The sequence below is a fragment of the Streptomyces sp. NBC_00353 genome (assembly GCF_036108815.1).
In the GTDB taxonomy this organism is placed as follows: domain Bacteria; phylum Actinomycetota; class Actinomycetes; order Streptomycetales; family Streptomycetaceae; genus Streptomyces.
Genome location: NZ_CP107985.1, coordinates 310,159 through 329,263 on the forward strand (window position 1 = coordinate 310,159; position 19,105 = coordinate 329,263).

14 protein-coding genes and 2 pseudogenes are annotated in these 19,105 nt (G+C 68.6%); 8 read left to right on the forward strand and 8 right to left on the reverse strand.

What is annotated here, in order from left to right:
- Positions 1–5: 5 nt before the first annotated feature.
- Together OHA88_RS01415 and OHA88_RS01420 are read right to left on the reverse strand one after the other, a co-directional pair.
- Positions 6–1,583, reverse strand: a complete 1,578-nt coding sequence (locus OHA88_RS01415; RefSeq protein WP_328623850.1) for an aldehyde dehydrogenase (NADP(+)) — start codon at positions 1,581–1,583, stop codon at positions 6–8.
- 1 nt (position 1,584) lies between these two features.
- A complete protein-coding gene (locus OHA88_RS01420) occupies positions 1,585–2,214 on the reverse strand; it encodes an isochorismatase family cysteine hydrolase (protein ID WP_328623851.1) in 630 nt (209 codons plus the stop codon).
- 102 nt (positions 2,215–2,316) lie between these two features.
- Here OHA88_RS01420 and OHA88_RS01425 point away from each other — a divergent pair, with 102 nt between their 5' ends.
- From OHA88_RS01425 to tnpB, 6 genes are all read left to right on the forward strand, one after another.
- Complete coding sequence (locus OHA88_RS01425) at positions 2,317–2,952, forward strand: lipocalin-like domain-containing protein (protein ID WP_328623852.1); 636 nt, start codon at positions 2,317–2,319, stop codon at positions 2,950–2,952.
- A gap of 190 nt (positions 2,953–3,142) precedes the next feature.
- On the forward strand, positions 3,143–3,724 hold the full coding sequence (locus OHA88_RS01430) for a TetR/AcrR family transcriptional regulator (protein ID WP_328623853.1): 582 nt from the start codon (positions 3,143–3,145) through the stop codon (positions 3,722–3,724).
- A 653-nt stretch (positions 3,725–4,377) separates the two neighbouring features.
- Positions 4,378–4,752: a hypothetical protein gene (locus OHA88_RS01435; RefSeq protein ID WP_328623854.1), complete on the forward strand. Its 375-nt coding sequence runs from the start codon at positions 4,378–4,380 to the stop codon at positions 4,750–4,752.
- A 933-nt stretch (positions 4,753–5,685) separates the two neighbouring features.
- Positions 5,686–6,348: an NADPH-dependent F420 reductase gene (locus tag OHA88_RS01440; RefSeq protein ID WP_328623855.1), complete on the forward strand. Its 663-nt coding sequence runs from the start codon at positions 5,686–5,688 to the stop codon at positions 6,346–6,348.
- A 565-nt stretch (positions 6,349–6,913) separates the two neighbouring features.
- Positions 6,914–7,492 (forward strand): IS607 family transposase, encoded by a 579-nt coding sequence (locus OHA88_RS01445; protein WP_328623856.1) that lies wholly within the window; start codon positions 6,914–6,916, stop codon positions 7,490–7,492.
- Entirely contained in the window at positions 7,489–9,093 is a 1,605-nt protein-coding gene (tnpB, locus tag OHA88_RS01450; RefSeq protein WP_328623857.1) for an IS607 family element RNA-guided endonuclease TnpB, read from the forward strand. Before OHA88_RS01445 ends, tnpB begins: the two co-directional genes overlap by 4 nt.
- On the opposite strand, the pseudogene OHA88_RS01455 reads toward tnpB, so the two are convergent.
- The 4 genes and pseudogenes from OHA88_RS01455 to OHA88_RS01470 all read right to left on the reverse strand — a co-directional run bounded on the left by OHA88_RS01455 (position 9,014) and on the right by OHA88_RS01470 (position 14,681).
- Positions 9,014–10,541: pseudogene (locus tag OHA88_RS01455) on the reverse strand (MFS transporter). The gene tnpB and the pseudogene OHA88_RS01455 overlap by 80 nt on opposite strands.
- 465 nt (positions 10,542–11,006) lie before the next feature.
- On the reverse strand, positions 11,007–12,437 hold the full coding sequence (locus OHA88_RS01460; protein ID WP_328623858.1) for a dihydrolipoyl dehydrogenase family protein: 1,431 nt from the start codon (positions 12,435–12,437) through the stop codon (positions 11,007–11,009).
- A gap of 61 nt (positions 12,438–12,498) precedes the next feature.
- Positions 12,499–12,969 (reverse strand): VOC family protein, encoded by a 471-nt coding sequence (locus tag OHA88_RS01465; RefSeq protein ID WP_267007489.1) that lies wholly within the window; start codon positions 12,967–12,969, stop codon positions 12,499–12,501.
- Positions 12,970–13,670: 701 nt separating this feature from the next.
- Positions 13,671–14,681: an NADP-dependent oxidoreductase gene (locus tag OHA88_RS01470; RefSeq protein ID WP_267008255.1), complete on the reverse strand. Its 1,011-nt coding sequence runs from the start codon at positions 14,679–14,681 to the stop codon at positions 13,671–13,673.
- Between the two features lie 111 nt (positions 14,682–14,792).
- Here OHA88_RS01470 and OHA88_RS01475 point away from each other — a divergent pair, with 111 nt between their 5' ends.
- A complete protein-coding gene (locus OHA88_RS01475; protein WP_328623859.1) occupies positions 14,793–15,386 on the forward strand; it encodes a TetR/AcrR family transcriptional regulator in 594 nt (197 codons plus the stop codon).
- 207 nt (positions 15,387–15,593) lie between these two features.
- Here OHA88_RS01475 and OHA88_RS44395 read toward each other — a convergent pair.
- A pseudogene (locus OHA88_RS44395) lies at positions 15,594–15,797 on the reverse strand (Tn3 family transposase); the annotation flags it as partial.
- Between the two features lie 221 nt (positions 15,798–16,018).
- Between OHA88_RS44395 and OHA88_RS01485 the strand changes: the two are divergent.
- Complete coding sequence (locus OHA88_RS01485) at positions 16,019–18,094, forward strand: SpoIIE family protein phosphatase (RefSeq protein ID WP_328623860.1); 2,076 nt, start codon at positions 16,019–16,021, stop codon at positions 18,092–18,094.
- A gap of 57 nt (positions 18,095–18,151) precedes the next feature.
- Here OHA88_RS01485 and OHA88_RS01490 read toward each other — a convergent pair whose 3' ends face one another.
- Complete coding sequence (locus OHA88_RS01490) at positions 18,152–18,685, reverse strand: kinase (protein ID WP_328629553.1); 534 nt, start codon at positions 18,683–18,685, stop codon at positions 18,152–18,154.
- Positions 18,686–19,105: the final 420 nt, after the last annotated feature.

Here is a 19,105-nt window from a genome sequence, read left to right on the forward strand (position 1 = left end):
GTGCGTCAGTCCTGGGTGGGGTGCCCGTCGACCAGCCGCCGCAGCCCCAGGGGGTTGTCCGCGGCCAGTGCGTCCGGCAGCAGCGCGTCAGGGAAGCCCTGGTAGGTGACGGGTCGCAGGAAACGGTCGATCGACGTCATGCCGACCGAGGTGAAGCGGCTGTCGGTGGTGGCCGGGAAGGGGCCGCCGTGGATGGTGGCGTGTCCGACCTCCTGCGGGTGGGCGAACGCGTTCACCACGATCCGGCCGGTACGGCGCTCCAGGATCGGCAGCAGGCGCGCGGCGTCACTGTGGTCGGCCTCGTCGAGGTGCATCGTCGCCGACAGCTGACCGCGGAATGTCCGGGCCACCTCGAGGAGCTGGGCCATGCCGGTCAGGCGGACCAGGAGCGCGGCCGGTCCGAAGACCTCCTCGGCCAGGCCGGGATCTGCCAGGAACCGCTCCCCGTCGACCTCGAGCAGCCGCGAGCGGCCCTCCCAGGAGCCCTGGGGCTCCGGGCCCTCGGTGAGGGTCTCGGCGCCGGACTCGCGCAGCCGCTGCGCGCCTTGGTCGTATGCGTCGTGGATGCCCGGGGTCAGCATGGTGCGCGCACCCATGGCGTTCACCCGTGCTTTGGCCGCGTCGCGCATCTCGGCGTAGCCCGGACCGTCGACAGCGAGCAGGATGGCCGGTTTGAGGCAGGCCTGGCCGACGTTGACGAGCATGCGCTCGGCGAAACCGTCACCGGCCTCGGCGCCGCGTGCTGCGAGCGCCGCGGGCAGGATGAAGGTGGGGTTGACGCTGGTCATCTCGGCGAAGACCGGGATCGGGTCGGGGCGCAGCTGGGCCCGCCGGTACAGCGCCATGCCACCGCGCTCGGAACCGGTGAAGGTCACCGCCTTGATCAGCGGGTGGTCCACCAGCGCCTCACCGATCTCGTTGCCCGCCCCCCGCACCATGGAGAACACTCCCTCATGCAGCCCGGAGTCGACGACCGCGCTCCGGATGGCGCGCGCCTGCAGCTCCGAGGCGCCCGGGTGGGCGTTGTGGGCCTTGAGGACGACTGGGGCGCCCGCGGCCAGCGCGGAGGCGGTGTCGCCGCCGGCGATGGAGTAGGAGATGGGGAAGTTGCTCGCGCCGAAGATGGCGACCGGCCCGATAGCGATCTTCTGCATGCGGTGGTCCATCCGCGGCCGCGGATGCCGCTCAGGCTGCGCCGGGTCGACGGTGGCGTCGCGGAAGCGGCCCTCGCGGACCACGTCGGCGAACTGCCGGAACTGGGAGGCGGCCTTGGCCGCCTCGCCCTGAAGTTGCGCTGCGGGCAGGCCGGTCTCCAGTGCCGCCCGCTCGGCCAGCTCCTGGTTGATCCCGTCCAGCCGGTCCGCGATCAGCTCGAGGAACGCGGCGCGTTCCTTGAGGCCGGTGCGGTTGTAGCTGTCGAAGGCCTCGTCGGCCAGGCGCGCGGCACGGTCGACCTCGGCCGGGCCGCCGAGTGCGAACTGCGGTCCGATGTGCTCGCCCGTCGCGGGGTTGAGTGCCTTCATCGTGCCGGCGGATGCCGGGACGTTCGACGAGCCGATCAGCATGTCTCCGGTCAGTGCCATCTCAGTACTCTCCGTTGTCCAGCGTCCGCAGCAGTTCTGCGGTGGTGGTGATGGTGTGGGCGTAGGTGGGGCCGTTGAGTTCGTGGGCGGCGTGCATCATCTCGGGCATGAACGCGGCGGTGGCGTCGCGGACGAGGGTCACGTGGTAGCCGAGCTCCATCGCGTAACGGCCGGTGGATTCGATGCAGGTGTTGGCGAGCAGGCCGATGACGATCACGTGGGTGATGCCGTGCTGCTTGAGCTGGAAGTCCAGATCGGTGTTGGCGAAACCGCTCTGCGCCCAGTGCTCCTGGACGATCACGTCACCGTCGGCGGGCTGGAGGTCCTGGTGGAACTCGCCTCCCCAGGTGCCCAGCGCGAAGCTGTGGCGCTGCTGTATCAGCTGCTGGGTGGGGTTGGGGTGGTCCCAGTCCTCGTAGTCGCCTTCGTGCCAGCGGCGGTGGGGGACGAAGGCGATCTGCAGCTCCGCCTGGCGGCCGGCGGCGACGACGGCGCGCAGGTTGTCCAGCAGGCCGACGTCGGTGGCCACCTGCTGGACCGCCGGCCAGATCTTGCCCCCCTCGGACAGGAAGTCGTTGTAGGGGTCGACCAGCAGGACCGCGGTGCGGGTGGGGTCGTAGGTGTCCGTCATGGTGCGTCCTTCTCTAGCGTGGATGACTGTCATCATCCACATTCAGGATGATTGACGTCATCCTGAATGTCAAAGGGGGGCACTTGGCGTGGGGTCATCTGTATGATGAGCATCATCCACAATGGCGTCGCCACCGGAACCCTGCGGCGACGCGCCTGCGGGCGGCGTGAGCACACCCCCGATTGCCACCCCTGGCTCGACGGTCACCGGAGGGACGGTGCCGAGGATCCGGGCGCCATGCGCCTCCTCGCCGCCCTATCGCCCCTCGAAGCGCCCCGGAGGAACCACATGAATCCCGATGAACTGCGCAAGGCCCTTGTCGGCGCCTGGCGCCTGGTGTCGTACAAGGCCACCGCCGTCGACGACGGCAACGTCATCGAGCCCTTCGGCCCGCGGCCCCAGGGCCTCATCACGTACACACCCAGTGGCCACATGTCGGCCCAGATCATGCGTCCACTGCGGCCCCGTTTCCGGCAGGGGCGCCTCGAGGAGGGGCTGCCCGAGGAACTGGCCACGGCGGCCGGCGGCTATATGGCCTATGGAGGGACCTACGAGGTTCCCGAAGACGACTTCGTGGTCCACCACGTCGAACTCAGCCTGTTTCCCAACTGGGTGGGCACCACCCTGGCCCGGGTCGCCGACTGGGACGGCAACAGGCTCCGGCTGACCCTGCCCGAGCCCGCCCTGATCCGGGGCGCCCGCCGCACGGGCGTCCTCATCTGGGAGCGCGCGCGGTGACGGTCGCCCCGTTGCGCTTCACGTGTGCCGGATGGCGTATGTGAGGCGTCCGAGGCACCCCCGGCTTCACTGCTGTGCGGCCTCGGCCGGCCCGACAGCCCGGGAGGGCGAGTGGGTGCATGGATGGATGTATGATGACCGTCATCCACATTTGCTCGGTGCAGTCTGTCGCAGATCGGGAGGTCTTGAAATGGGTCACTCCCAGGCAGCCAAGGCGGAGTCGCGTGAGCGGGTCCTACGGATCGCCGCTCGCCGTATCCGCGAGGAGGGGCTGACCCGCCCGGGCGTCGCGGAGCTGATGAACGAGGCCGGTCTGACCCACGGCGGGTTCTACAAGCACTTCGCCTCGCGCGACGACCTGATGAATCAGGCTGCGGCCCTCGCCCTGGCCGATGGGGAGAGCAAGATGGCGGATGCCGCCCGTCGGAACCGCGAGGAGCCCCGCACAGGACTGATCGACTCCTACCTCAGCGCCCGCCACCGTGATACTCCCGGAACGGGCTGCGCAGTGGTGACGCTCGGCGCCTCGGCAGGGCGCGGCGAAGCCGAGATGAAGGAGGCGTACGAAAAGCAGGTGCGAGGCTATCTGGAACTCATCAGCGAGACGGCGGGCGGCGACGACTCCGATGAAGTGCAGGCCGACGCCATGCTCACGCTGAGTGCGATGGTCGGCGCCCTGCTGATGTCGCGGGCGGTTGCCGACCCCGAGCTCTCCGATCAGCTTCTGCAGACGGTCGCCGCGCGGCTCAAGCGCACGCCCGTGAAGGCCTGACCGAACGCATCCCGCTGCCCCAGGGCCGACGCCATCAGGGCGCGGGCCGCCCCCCGGCCCGCGGCGTTCCGCGCTCGGCGGTCGGCGTCCTGAGCAGGAGTTGTTGCTCCCGGCGATCACCGGTGTGACGGTCGTGTCCGCCCCAGGAACCTGCCCGGCACGACCGTCACCGGGCTGCCGACTGGGCTCTGCGTGTGGTCTGCCCGCCACGGCTGCGCGCCTTGCCGACCGCAGGGATGGGAAACGAGGTGATGCGCACCCTGTACGGCGACGACTGACAACGTCGTGCGAATGCTGCGCAGCAGCACCGCTCAGCGAGTCGTGGTGCCCTCGTCCCACGCCAAGGACCCTCGCTGTCGGTCGGTCGTCCGCTCCCCCGGCTCCATCTCAATCGCTTGAGGTCAGGGTCGTCGTCGGCCGGGAGGCCACACGTCGGGCTCGGCCGATTCGAGGCGGCAGCGGCTGCTGTGCGGGGACCGGAGATGGCAGTTCGCCGGAGGCGCTGCGGCGGCAGGCACCAGGCCGAGAGTCCGTAGTCGGTAAGCAACAGGGCGGTACTGCTGGGGAGATTCCCCGGGTATCCCACGCGGGTATCCTGCTGCCTGAGTTGCAGGTGACAGGGACGATCGGGCGCAGTTTCAGCCGGGGGCAACGTGGTGCGTGCACTTAAGGCGATAGTCCCGGTCCTCGCCCTGATGGCGGTGGCGGCGGGGTGTTCCTCGTCCGAAGCCAAGGACGAGGAGCGGCTGACCGCGCAGCGGGAGAACTACTGCACGCAGCTGGGGACGTGGCAGAAGGCGCGGAACGCGGCGGGCACGGACACGCCGGAGTCGTCAGGGTACGACGAGGTCGGGGCCGTCGCTCAGGACGCCTTCCTCGCGATGCGACCGCTCCGGGACGAGACCGTCGGCGGAGGCCGCACCTTGGCGGAGGCGACGGTGGCAGCCATGAACAACAGTGACTCCGAGGCGGAGGGGCGCATCGTGCAGTACTGCGGAGATGTCGGCTTCGAGACGCTGACCCGCTAATTACCCGAGTCAGAGAATCTCTGACTCAGGACAGTAGTTGGCGGGCGGCACCCAAGGTGGGAAGTCGTACGGGTGTCCTACGATGCGGCTGGTGAACAACCATCGCGGCCGAATACTGCTGGCCTGCTCCGTCGTCGCCGTCGTTGCGTTTGGGTGGTACGCCACCCAGACCGTACGTCCTCCTGACTGCGAGGTCACTGTTTCCGCATTTGCTGACGGTGACGGACAGCCGCTCCCCGAGGGCGGGGAGGAAGTGACCTGGGGTGAATTGGACGAACGTGCCTACCAGGACCTGGTCGCGTCAGGACGTTGCGAGCCGCCGGCAGCTCGCTGGCGCCACTGGCTCAGCTGACAACCCGAAGTGCACGGTCGATCTGCATGCGGCTCTGCCGTGATGCAGGACGCTCCAGGCGCGGAGCCCGGACGGGATTCGTTCGTAGATCACACCGCCGACGCGGTCTTCGTCCAGTCGTCCGACAGGCTCCGACCAAGTGAGCAGAAGACCGCACCTCGCAGCATCCGTGCCGGCGGCGGACGAGCTGATCGCTTCCCGCCTCGTCGGTGCACGACTGGGGGCTGCTCAGCCGGATGAGCCGGCTCGCGGACCGCCCGATGCCGTTCCGCTGACATTCACCTCCGACATCAACAGCTACGAACGACCGCAACCTTCCGGCAGGAACGGCCTCAGCCGTTCCCACTCGGCATCCGTCAGATCGCCCCGCCCCATGTCCACAACAACGATCCGGATGTGAAGTAGTCACATGAACGGCTGGACAGGCCCTGGGGCAGGCCCCGCGCGGCCGGCGCCCTCGGCGCACACCGGTGTCCGCGCTCATCACCCTCATCGACGGCGAGTTCGACGCGCTCAGCAGCCCTGTCTGACCGACGCTGGATGCCGACGCCGGATACCGAACCACTCTCGAAGGGCAGCTCATGAAGATCGGCATCATCGGAGCAGGCAATATCGGCGGCAATCTCACCCGTCGCCTCACCGCGCTCGGGCACGACGTGTCCGTGGCCAACTCCCGTGGCCCTGAGACCTTGGCCGACCTGGCCGAGGAGACCGGTGCCACCCCGGTCACTGCCGCCGAAGCCGCCCGCGGCGCGGAAATCGTCGTGGTGACCATCCCGCTCAGGAGGGTCCCCGGCCTGCCCTCCGGCCTCTTCGACGGCGCGGCCGAGGGGTTCGCCGTCATCGACACCGGCAACTACTACCCCAAGGAGCGCGACGGGCGGATCGCCGCGATCGAGGACGAGGGTCTGACCGAGAGCCGCTGGACCGAGCAGAACCTCGGCCATCCGGTCGTCAAGGCGTTCAACGGCACCCTCGCCCAGGACATCCTCGCCATGCCGCGGCCGGCCGGGCACCCCGAGCGGATCGCGCTGCCCGTCGCCTCGGACGACGAGACCGCCAAGGCGAGGGTCCGCGCTCTGATCGATGAACTCGGCTTCGACACCGTCGACGCCGGCGGCATCGACGACTCCTGGCGCCAGCAGCCCGGCAGCCCAGTCTACGGGCTCCGCGCCGACGTCGACGGCGTGACGAAGGCTCTCGCCGACGCCTCACCCGAGCGCAGGTCGGACTTCCGGGCCTAAGGCGTGTTCGGCGTCTCTGACGAGGCAGTGGGTTCCCAGTTTCGGGAACGTGAGGTCTGCTCAGGGATCTTGGGTCGTGCCTGGTCGGTGAACTCGGTGGCGAGCACAAGGGCCCGGCGGGCTTCGTCGGTTGCCCGCCATCCCCGCGGGTGCGGGGAGCAGTTGAGGCGCTTGGCCATGGTGAGGGCGTAGCAGGACCGCAGCGCGGCACCGTGTGGATGGTCGCGGACGTCGGAGCCACCCCGGTTCCCGCGGACAAGCCTGGGGCTTCCTGAATGGATACAGCGCCGGCAGACCGGCGAAGGCTGGTGGGACCGAGCCGAGTCAGCGCCGCGCCGTAGGCGCTTGAGGCAATACCTCCCGCTCGAACGTTTGGGCGGGAAGGTTGGTGCTGCTGGTGGGGAATTACGTGGCCGTCGACGTCCGGCGACGCCCAGTTCCCAGGGCGATGCGGACGGAGCCAGGTGCGAGCGCCGGGTCGCTGGATCGTCCGCCTGAGGGAGTGAACAACAGTTCCCACTTTTTTCAGTGGATATCCGTCATTTTCAATGAATACCCTGATGTCGTGAAGCTTTCCGAGTGGGCAGCGCGCAACGGCGTGCACTACCAGACCGCGTGGACCTGGGCGAAGGAGAGCCGTATGCCGGTCCCGGTTGTCCAGACGCCGTCGGGTACGTGGCTCGTGACCGAGCCCGCCGCGCAGGCTGCGGGACGGGTCGTGGTGTACTGCCGTGTCTCGTCCGGTGACCAGAAAGCGGACCTGGAGCGTCAGGTCGCCCGGACCGTGCAGGGCGCAACGGCTCAGGGCCTCATGGTCGCTGACGTGGTGACGGAGGTCGGCTCCGGCTTGAACGGGCGCCGCCGCAAGCTGTACCGGCTGCTCGCCGACCCGGGTGTCGGCACGATCGTGGTCGAGCACCGCGACCGCCTCGCCCGGTTCGGCGTCGAGCACCTCAAAGGAGCCCTCTCGGCCTCGGGGCGGCGCCTGGTCGTCCTTGACCCGGCGGAGACCGCCGACAACCTCGTACGGGACATCACCGAGGTCCTGGCCTCGATGTGCGCACGCCTGTACGGCCACCGCTCCGCGAAGAGTCGTGCCGACCGGGCCATCGCCGTCGCCACCGGCCCGGATGTGGCCGGATGAAGAAGTTCAAGCCGCAGCCGGGCTTCAACGTCCTCTCGCACAAGCTCGCGCTGGATCCGAATGCCACGGCCAACCGCCACCTGCACTCGCATGGAGGTGCCGCGCGGTCCGCGTACAACTGGGCGGTCGCGTACGTCACTGCCGTGTGGTGGCAGCGTAAGGCCGAGCAGTCGTACGGCATCTGCGAGGACGAGCTGACCCAGTGGCGGTCGTGGTCGCTGCCCTCGCTGCGGAAGGCGTTCAACGAGGACAAGCGCACCAACCCGCGCTTCGCCGGCTGGTGGGAGGAGAACTCCAAGGAGGCATACAACACCGGTCTGGCAGGCGCGTCGGCTGCGTTCGAAAACTATGCGAAGTCGAAGAGCGGTAAGCGCAAGGGTCCAAGGATGGGCATCCCCCGCTTCAAGTCGAAGCGAACAGCGCGCCTGACCTGCCGGTTCACTACCGGAACGATCCGTATCGAGCCTGACGGCAGGCATATCACCCTGCCCAGGATCGGCACCGTCCGCCTGCACGAGCACCGAGCTGACCTGCGGGCCATGATCGACACGGGGAACATGCGGATCCTGTCCGCGACCGCACGTCTTAACCGGGGGCGCTGGTTCGTGTCGCTCCAGGTCGAGGAGAAGCACGAGCTGGTCAAGGTTGCCCGCCCTAACGCCGCGGTCGGGATTGACCTCGGCATCAAGACCCTGGCAGTCCTCGCGGACAGCGACGGTGTCCTTGGCGCAGAACCCAACCCACGCCACCTCGACCGCGCGCAGAAACAGCTGCGCCGCGCCAGCCGTGTCGTCTCGCGTCGGCATGGCCCCGACCGGCGCACCGGGCAGCAGGCCTCCCGCCGCTGGGAGAAGGCCAGTCAGGCGCGGAATAAGATCCATCACCGGGTCGCGAACCTCCGCGAGGACACCCTCCACCAGATGACGACCCGCCTCGCCTGCGAGTACGGCACGATCGTCATCGAAGACCTGTGCGTCGCCGGAATGGGCCGCAACCGGCGCCTGTCCCGCCGCGTCGCGGACGCCGCGTTCGGCGAGATCCGACGCCAGCTCACCTACAAGACCCGCCGGCGTGGCACGCGACTCATCGTCGCCGACCGCTGGTACCCCTCCTCGAAGACCTGCTCCCGCTGCGGTGCGGTGAAAACCAAACTGCCCCTCAGCATGCGCATCTTCGAGTGCGACAACTGCGGCCTCGTCCTCGACCGGGACGCCAACGCCGGACACAACCTGGTCGCCCTCGCGGCCCGCACCACAGGTACCGGAGTGGCCGGAGACCTGGACCTCGCCAAGGCGGAGTCGAAGCCCCGTGGAGCCGACCGGAAGACCCGCGTCACCCGCCCGCGCCGCAAGGCCGGGACGGGGCGGGCAGGTGGCGCGATCCCCAGCCCCCGGGCCGGGAAGGAAACGGGAGACCGTCAACAGGACACCGGCGCGCAACTCGGCTCTGATGACCCGTTACGGACCATTCCGGTGGAAACCTCGGGATTGCTGAGATCGCTTGATGATCAAAGCAACGGCGTCACCCCGCTGGTGTGCCCGGCGGGGACCCCGGCTTCTTCTCGTCGGCTGCGTGGTGCAGAGCGCGGTGCTGTGACGTGACCGCCGAAAGCGGCGCAGCGATATGTTCCAGCGGCTTCTGGTTCTGCGGCCACTGCGAAGAAGACGGCCACCAGGCCCGCGATCACCATCAGGGTCGCCCCCACGCTGAACGCGAGAGCGGCGTCCCCGACGACTCCGCTCTGTGTCAGGCCCGCGAAGAGCAGGGGGCCGGAGATACCGCCGGTCGCCGTCCCGATGGCGTAGAAGAAGGCGATCGCCATGGCTCGTGTCTCCATCGGGAAGATCTCACTGACCGTGAGGTAGGCCGAACTCGCACCCGCCGACGCGAAGAAGAGGACGACGCACCAGCACAGCGTCATCGTGATGGCCTCGAGCCGTCCGGCATCGAACAGCCAGGCAGTGAGGAACAGCAAAGCTCCGGAGAGGATGTAGGTCCCCGCGATCATCGGCCGGCGGCCCCAGGTGTCGAAGAGACGGCCCAGGAGCAGGGGGCCCAGGAAGTTGCAGAACGCGATGGCGGCGAAGAAGTAGCCGGTTGTTCCGGTGGAGACGTCGAAGAACGTGACCAGGATCGAGCCGAAGCCGAAAGTGATCGCGTTGTAGAGGAACGCCTGTCCGACGAAGAGCGCGAAGCCGAGCGTCGCACGCTTGGGATAGTCACGGAAGACGGTCTTCCCGATCTCGATGAAGCCGACGCTGCGTCGCTGTTCGACAGTGATCTCGCTCTCCGCCTCGGGGAGCGGGCGGCCCGTCTCCTCCTCGATCTCCCTTTCCACCTCGTCGACGAGCTTCTCCGCCCCCTCGGACTGTCCGTGGATGAACATCCACCGCGGGCTTTCCGGCACATGACGGCGTACCAGAAGGATGACCAGTCCCAGAACGACGCCGAGGGCGAACGTCAGCCGCCAGCCGACATCCTTGGGGAAGATGTCGGTATCGAGGGCGAGGACCGACAGGAGAGCACCACCCATCGCGCCCAGCCAGTAACTGCCATTGATGATCAGGTCGACGCGGCCCCGGAACCTGCTGGGGATCAGCTCGTCGATGGCGGAGTTGATGGCCGCGTACTCGCCGCCGATACCGAACCCGGTCAGGAAGCGGAAGAGGAAGAACCACCAGACGGAGAAGGAGATGGCGGTGAGCGCGGTCGCCGCGAGGTAGACGGTGAGAGTGATCAGGAAGAGCTTCTTACGGCCGTGACGGTCCGTGAGCCAGCCGAAGAAGAGGGCGCCGGAGCAGGCGCCCGCCACGTAGAGCGCTGCGGCGACGCCCGTGACCTGAGCGCTGCTGATCGGCAGGCCGCTGCCGGCTTCGGAGAGCCGGCCGGCGATGTTCCCGACGACGGTGACTTCCAGGCCGTCGAGGATCCAGACAGTGCCCAGGCCGATCACGATCATCCAGTGCCATCGCGACCACGGCAGGCGGTCCAGTCTCGCGGGGACCTTTGTCGTGACTGTTCCGGTGACTGCTTCTCCGCCTCGGCTCATAGGACTCTGCCTCCTGACAGGGCGGCCTGCGTCGCCGCCCTGGGCGCCGAGGCCGGGTACCTAGGGTCCAAACGGGTAAACAGCATCATGAAGCGATGCCCAACTGGAGAGGCGCGCCGGTCGACGTGGAGAGGGATGCACCCGACCAGGTCCTGTCCGCGGCGGGCTTCGGAGGCCATATGCCGCACGAACCGTAGCCGCGTTCACAGGCGACCGAGGCCGATCGCTACCCTGAGCGGTCTTTGACAGCAACGATCACAGTCGTGCGCTGGGGATCTCGGTGTCCGGGTGGGGCCGGGGGACATCGGCGTCCCCGGGGACGCAGTCCGATGGTCTGCGCGTAGAAAGTGCCCTCCGCTTGGGCCGGCAGAACCCTCAGCAAGGTTCATCGTCCCAGGTCAGGAAGGCACTTTCGCGTTTTTACCCCATCAGCTGCCGTCCCCGGATGAAACGGCGAGGTCAAGCTCAGCCTCGGTGGGTTTCCAGCAGTCGCAGCCAGATTTCGCCGAGGGTGGGGAAGGCGGGGACGGCGTGCCAGAGCCGGTCGAGGGGTACCTCGCCGGCGACGGCGATGGTGGCGGAGTGCACCAGTTCCCCGACGCCGGGTCCGGCGAAGGTGACGCCCACCACGGTGTTGCGGTCGGTGTCGATGAGCATGCGGGCCCGGCCGCGGTAGTCCTCGCCGTACTGGTGGGCGCCCGCAACGTGTGCGAGGTCGTAGTCCACCACCTCGATGCGGCGCCCGCTCTGTTCGGCCTCGCGGCTGGTCAGACCGACGGAAGCGACCTCGGGGGTGGTGAAGACGACCTGCGGGACGGCCACGTGGTCAGCGGTGGCGACATGCGCGCCCCAGGGCGCGTCGTCGACCGGTTCCCCGTTGGCGCGGGCGCCGATGACGGCGCCGGCGATCCGGGCCTGGTACTTGCCCTGGTGGGTCATCAGGGCGCGGTGGTTGACGTCGCCGACGGCGTAGAACCAGCCGTCGGCGACGTCGGTCACTCGGAAGGTGTCGTCCACCTTCAGCCAGTCGCCCGGGGTGAGACCTATCGTCTCCAGCCCCAGGTCCCAGGTCCGCGGAGCACGGCCGGTGGCGAGCAGGATCTCGTCCGCCACCAGATGCCCGCCGTCGGCCAGGGTGATGTGGACCTCGCCGTCCTCGCGCGCCAGAGAGGTCACGGAGGTTTCGAACCGGATGTCGACACCGGCTTCCCGCAGACCATCGGTGACCAGTTCGCCGGCGAACGGCTCCATCCGCTGCAGCAGCCCGTTCTCGAGGACCAGCATGGTCACCTGGGAACCGAGCGCCTGCCAGGCGGTGGCCATCTCGACGGCCACCACACCGCCGCCGACCACGGCCAGACGGCCGGGGACCTTGCCCGCACTGGTCGCCTCACGGCTGGTCCAGGGGCGAACGGTGTCCAGGCCCGGGATAGGGGGCAGAGCCGCGCCGGTTCCGGTGGAGACGGCCACCGCGTGCCGGGCCGTGAGGGCGACAGTCTCACCGCCGGGAGTCTGCACCGACACCTGCTTGGGACCGGTGAGGCGGCCGTGGCCGCGTATGAGATCGACGTCGACCGAGTCCAGCCAGTCGACCTGGTCCTCGTCCTTCCAGTACGAGGACATCTTGTCGCGGTGCGCGAGAACCGCCTCGACGTCCAGCGGCCCGGCCACCGCCGGGTTGAGTCCGGGTATGCGGCGTGCGTCGGCGCGCGCCACCACCGGGCGCAGCAGCGCCTTGCTGGGGTCACAGGCCCAGAACGAGCACTCCCCGCCGAGCAGTTCACGCTCCACGATCACGGTACTGAGACCGGCGGCACGGGCACGTTCGGCCACGTTCTCACCGACCGGCCCAGCGCCGATGACAATCACATCGTAGGTGCGGGTGGTCTCGTTCATTACTGCTCCATTCATCACTGCTTCTGCAACTCAGGTGGGTGGGTGGTTGGTTGGTTTGGTGTCAGCGGCCGGGGAGGCGCTGCGTCACTTCCTGGAGCACCCAGCCGTTGCCGTCCGGGTCGCTGAAGGTGAGGAAGGAGCCGTAGGAGGCGCGCTCGGGGTGCAGGCCGGCCAGCCGCTCCTGGCCGGGACCGCGGTGGGTGACGTCCCCGTCCTCGTGGCCGTGGAACAGCCCTCCGGCGTCGTGGAACACCTCGCTCACGTCGATGCCGCGGCTGGTGAGCTCGGCGTGGGCCTCTTCGATGTCGGTGACGATGAGGTAGAGGCTCTGGATCGTGCCGGGGGCGGTGGAGGTCATTCCCTCGCCGAAGATGATCGAGCACTCGGAGCCGGGCGGGGTGAAGTGGACCACCCGGAAGTCGTCACTGGCTGTGTAGTCGACGTCCAGGCGGAATCCCAGCGCCTCGTAGAAGGCCTTGGTCCGGTCGATGTCGGAGACGGGCAGCACGATCATTTCGAGTTTCAGATCCATGGGGATGTCCTTGTTTCTTGAGGCGTGTTCACGGTTTCTTGAGGCCGGTGTTCACGCGTCCAGTGCGTCACTGGTTCAACGGGTGCACGGCGGCCGGGGCTGGGGGGTGCGTACTGCCCTGGCGGCCGGGTCTGCCAGCTGCGACGGCCGGGGAGACGGCCGGTGCTGTGCAACCTGATGGAAAAAACCTATCCGACGCTTAGCTTGTGTGCAAGGAAAACGTGAAATAGGAGGATGCGGCAAAGGTATCAGTGGGTGGGGTGGCGGTCCGGAATACCGGAGTGGGCGGGTTCTTCCGCCGCAGGGCCCCGGGGCACGCCACAGACAGGCGCAATCTGCACCGGGAGCCAGAAGTGCCATACCGGCGCTGACCTGCGTGTTTCGCCGGTGCGTCCCCGTCGGGCAGTGCCGCGGCACTCGTGGATCAGTCCGCCGAGAATGTCGTGGCGTTGGATGCGTCGCGCCCAAAGGGGATGACGTGCGGGTCGTCGGCGGGAGCTCGAAGATCGAGGGCGTGGTGCGACCGTCTCGGCGATCTCCTGCGGCGAACCGAGCCGACCGCACGGGTCCGCTCCGTTCGCCGCAGCGAGCATCGCGGCCGCCCGGTCGCCGGACGCGCCGCAAGCTCTGCGCATCGGCGTCTCGATGGCCACCGGTGCCCCGCGGACGAGCGCCGGACGCGCCGGTGAAACGGCTCGTCCCTAAGCGACCGTGAGCACGATCTTGCCCTGGATGTGCCCTCGGGCAGCGCGTTCGTGCGCGGCTCGGGCATCCGCGAGCGCAAACGTGCTGTCGATCGCGACGCGGACCGTGCCCGCGTCGAGCAGGCGTGCCAGTTCGGCAAGCTGCGCGCCGTTCGAGCGGACCGTGGTGCCCGTGACGGTCACGCCCAGCTTCGCGTTCTCTTCTTCGTCGAATTCGCCGAAGAACACGGGGAACTGGGAGCCGCCGCGCTTGAGCGTGCGCAGGAAGCGTTTGCTGGCGGGGCCGCCGACGGCGTCGAGAACGAGGTCGACGTCGTGCACGAGTTCCTCAGGACGGCTCTTGGTGTAGTCGATGAACTCGTCGGCGCCGAGCTCGCGCAGGAACAGTTCATGCGCGCCCGACGCCACCGCGATGACACGTGCACCCTTCCATTTCGCCAGCTGCAGCGCGAAGTGCCCCACGCCGCCCGCGGCGCCGTTGATGAGCACCGTCTTGCGGGCGTCGAGTGGCACCGGACGATGCTGCGCCGCTTGGAAGCCCGAGGGGTGATCGTGTCCGACCTCGATCAGGAACTGCCACGCGGTGAGCCCGGACATGGGCGCCCCGGCGGCGTGCACGTGATCGATGCCGGCCGGCTTGAGTGCGAGATCCGACGCAGGCGCGGCCACGTACTCGGCATAGGTGCTGCCATCGAAGCCGGGGAAGCGAAGGAGACCGAAGACTTCATCACCGACGGAGAAGCCGTCCACATCCGCGGCGACGGCCTCGACGACGCCCGACAGGTCCGTCCCCGGGATCGCGGGCAGGCTGAACTTCGGCCTCACCTCCACAGGCAGGTTGGACATCCCGTCGCGCAGGTACCAGTCGGGGGGGTTGACGCCGACCGCGTGCACGCGAACGAGCACCTCACCCGGCCCCGGCTCGGGAATCGGCACCTCGTCGTGACGCAGAACTTCAGGGCCGCCGTGCTCATGGAGCCGGACCGCCCTCATCGTGTGTGTCGGCATGGTTTTCTCCTGCCCGCGCTGCGGGATAGGCTTATTCGGATCAGCGATCCACATAAGCGGACCACTGATCCGAATATATGGACCACTGATCCGGATAGTCAAGAGGGACAGATGCGCGCCGACGCCAGGAAGAACCGCGACCACCTGCTCGCAGTAGCGGGCACCGCCATCACCGAGCAAGGCGTCGACGTGTCGCTGCGCGACATCGCGCGCAGGGCCGATGTCGGACTCGCGACGCTGCTGCGCCACTTCCCGACGCGCGAGGCGCTGCTCGATGCCCTGCTCCGTACGAGCTTCGACGAGCTGACCGCTAAGGCAGGCGCCCTCGAAACGTCCAGCTCGCCCGCCGATGCTCTCGTTTCGTGGCTACGCGACTGTGTCGCGTGGACAACTGAGTACCGGGGCGCGATCGTGCTGATGGCAGCCGCCATCGAGGACACCGAGTCCGCACTCCACGCTTCGTGCGCCACTCTGCGCGCGGCCGGTGCGCGGCTCCTCACCCGTGCCCAGGCCGCGGGCATGGCGCGGACCGACTTTGATGGCGCCGATTTGTTCGCGCTGGTAATGGCGCTCGCTTGGCTCGGCGATCAACCCTCGCTCGCGCCACGCGCCGATCACCTCTTCGACGTTGTCGCAAGCGCGATCCTGACCAGCACAGCGAGCAGCGATGCCGAGGGGGAACGCCGCCCTCGCGTCCGTAGCTGAAATCGTCGCGCACGCGGACCGGCGAACTCGGCCGCGCGCTCGGTAAGAGCGGATCGACGCCGAGTTCGCCAAGGCGGTCAAGGTCACCGGCATCGAGCCGCGCGCTCCCCGGGAGCGGACCGCGGCCGCTGGGAAGCGGCTGACGAAGGCGGAGGCGCGCCGGCTGATCACGCCCGGGTCGGCTCCTGACGGTCGGTCCTGCCCTCCGTCGTCGTCCTCGTCCAGCTCGGGCGCGTCCGGATCACACAGGGGCCGCAGCCCCTCGCCCGGCCCACCAGCCGTGAAACCGAACTGGTAGCGGCCCATGAGGTTGATGTGCCTGTCCTTCAGCGGAGACAGACGGGCCACGTCCCCGTCCTTGAGGTCGTGGCCCTCGGCGCGGAGCTGGGCGACGGCAGCGTCGAGATAGCGATCATTCCCGGAAGCTCCCCACCCGGGGAGGCCGCTGTGGTGACCCCCTGTACCTCAACTACTCACACCGGTGACCACACGTCCTCGCCCGGCGCTGTGCGTCGCCGGTCGTCTCAGGAGACTATGGAAGCACCAGAAAGGCACGAAAAACATCCCAGCACTGCAGCTCCAGGGCCTGCGCTGGGCGCGCGTCGCCCTGGCAGGTGGAAGGAGCACCTGGGATGAGTGAAGCGGGACCTCTCAGTGCCGACAGCGGCTCGTCCGACCTCCGGCTGGAGCTGCCGACCGGGGTGCTGGATACGCTCGGTGTGGCGGTGGTGGCGCTGGATACGGCCGGACGGTTCGTGTTGTGGGGCCCGCAGGCCGAGGAGCTGTTCGGCTACTCCGCGCAGGAAGTGCTGGGCCGGCACGCGGCTCAACTGTTGGTCCACGACCCGTACATGGACCTGGTGGCCGGTAAGTGCGAGCAGACGATGGAGACCGGCCAGAGCTGGGCCGGGCTCATTCCCGTCCGGAACAAGGACGGCAGTACGCGGCTGGTGGAATTCCGCTACAGCCGTCTGCCGGACAACCAGGGCGACTTCTACGCTCTGGGTATCGCCACCGATGCGTCGACGCTGCGCAAGGTGGAGCAGGACTTGGCGTTGTCCACGCAGCTGATCGCCCAGTCGCCGGTCGGGCTGGAGGTTCTGGACACCGATCTGCGTTATGTGGCCGTCAATCCGGCGATGGAACGGATGCACGGCCTGTCTGCCAAGGACCACCTCGGCCGGGGCTTCCGCGAGGTCCTGCCCTCCGACAGTGTCGACGCGTCCGAGGCGGCAGTCAGAGAAGTGCTCGAGACCGGACGCCCTCTGGTCGACAAGTACACCATTGGCCGCACCCCGGCCGACCCTGACAACGATCATGCCTGGTCTGTCTCCGTCTACCGGTTGGAGGATCCCAACGGTCAGGTTCTTGGTGTCGCCACGTCGGTGGTGGATGTCACCGATCGGCACGGCGCGATCACAGCGGCGGCCCAGGCCCGGCAGCGCCTGGCACAGGTCGCCGAGGGCTCCGCCCGTATCGGTACCACCTTGGACATGAAGCAGACCGCCCGCGAGCTGGCTGACGTCGCAGTGCCCGAGCTCGCCGACCTCGCGGTCGTAGACGTACTCGACTCCGCCCTGGACGATCGCCGCCCCCCGGCACCCGACAGCGGCCCGGCGCTCTTTCGCACCCTCGCCGTGAAGGCCGCCTACCTCGCCGAGGCGAGCGGCGCCGCCGGCACGGCCGACCAACCGGTCAGCTATGACGCCGACCGGCTGCCCACCCAATGCGTACGGACCGGTCAGCCGATCATGGTGACTCGCGTGGACGAGTGGGATCTGGCGCGCATCGCCCGTGACGCCGGAGCCGCCGCTGTCCTGGCCAGTGTCGGCATCCACTCATATCTCGCGATACCGCTGGCCGCCCAGGGCCGGGCACTGGGCGTCCTGGGGCTGATGCGCGGCCGCAATCAACTGCCCTTCAACGCGGACGACGTCACCCTGGCCGATGAGCTCGCCGGCCGAACCGCAGTGTCCCTCGACAACGCGCGCCTGCACCAAAGCGTCCGCAACACTGCGGTGACGCTCCAGCGCAGCCTGCTGCCCCAGCCGACGCCACCCGAGAATCTGGAGGTCGCCACCCGCTACCAACCCGCCGGAACCTCTACCGAGGTCGGTGGCGACTGGTTCGACGTCATCCCCCTCGCGGAGGACAAGACCGCGCTCGTGGTGGGCGACGTGATGGGCTGCGGCATCGATGCGGCCGCCACGATGGGCCGCCTGCGCACCGCTACCGCGACCCTGGCCGACCTCGACCTCCCGCCCGCCCAGGTGCTGCAACGCCTCGACAAGATCACCGCCGGTCTGGACCCCTACATCGCCACCTGCATCTACGCCGAATACGACCCGCACAGCGACCGGTGCCGAATCGCCGTAGCCGGACACCTGCCCCCCGCACTGACACCTGCAGGCGGGCCCCCCGAACTGCTCGACCTACCATCTGGTGCACCCCTCGGGGTCGGCGGCGTCCCCTTCGAAACGACCACCGTGCCCTTGCGCCCCGGCGATCAACTGGTCCTCTACACCGACGGCTTGGTCGAGACACGCCGCGACGCCATCGACGAACGCCTCGACCTCCTCCTCCGCGTACTCGACGGCCACGACCTTTCCCTGGAAGAAACCTGCGACCGGCTCCTGGAAACACTGCGTGGTCCGGACGACCACGACGACGTGTCCATACTCATCGCCCGACCCAGACCGCGGCCCTGACTCACCGCGGACGTCGGCCGGCCGGGGACAGCTCTTGGTGCCCAGGGCCTCGTGCCGTCAGTGCTCCAGCGCGGGAAGGCCGGTCAGGCCGGTGTCGAGCATGATGCGGTCGACCGTCTCGGCGAGGGTGCTGTCGGCCTCGATGACGGTCTCGATGCCGCCGGGCAGCAGGTCGAGTTCCCGGTACCAGTCCCGCAGCTGCGGCTCACTGACCTCGTGCGCGATCGGCTTGGTGGCGTGGCGGGCAAGGGTCTGATCGAACGGCACGTGCAGGTAGTAGCCATGGGTCGGGCCGCGATGGTCGGCGCGCAGCCGGGCGAGCATCTCGCCGTAGTGGTCGGCATACATGAGCCCTTCGACGACCACGTGGTACCCGGCGTCCAGGGCGTAGCGGGCCGTCAGGTCGATCAGCCCGATGTTCGCCGCGCCGGGCCGGTCCCGCTCGCGGAGCACGATCCGGCGCAGGTTGTCCTGGCCAACGAGGGCCAGGCCGCGGCCGAAGCGGTCGCGGATACCGGCCGCGACGGACGACTTGCCCGAGGCGCTGTTCCCTCGCAGGACGACCAGCCTCGTTTCTTCGGTACCCACCATCACCCGCGCGAGGCTACCTGCGGCCACTGACAGCGCCGGTGAGTCGACAGGGGCTGCATCGACATGGCCGTTCGCGCCCTGAGCGGCGACGTACCCGAACCGCGCATCCGCGCCCTGGCCCCGGTCTTCATCGATCGCCTGCGATACCAGAGGTCAAGGGAGTACCCAGCAGACCGTTGTCCCCCTGGGGCCGTCCCATTGCGGGGCGCAGAACGCCACGCAATCACTGGGACGAGATGGTCGTGGAGCAGCGGCCGGCCGTCGCGGGATTCGTAGTGCCGCAACCGGGCGGCGATCACCCCGGGTTCGGCGCGCTCGGGGGTGCTGTCCCTTCCGCGGCGCACGATCAGCAGGCCCGAGCGCGTCATCTCTGTTCGAGATGACAGACATCATGATTCATCTCACCCATCGAGGAAGCAT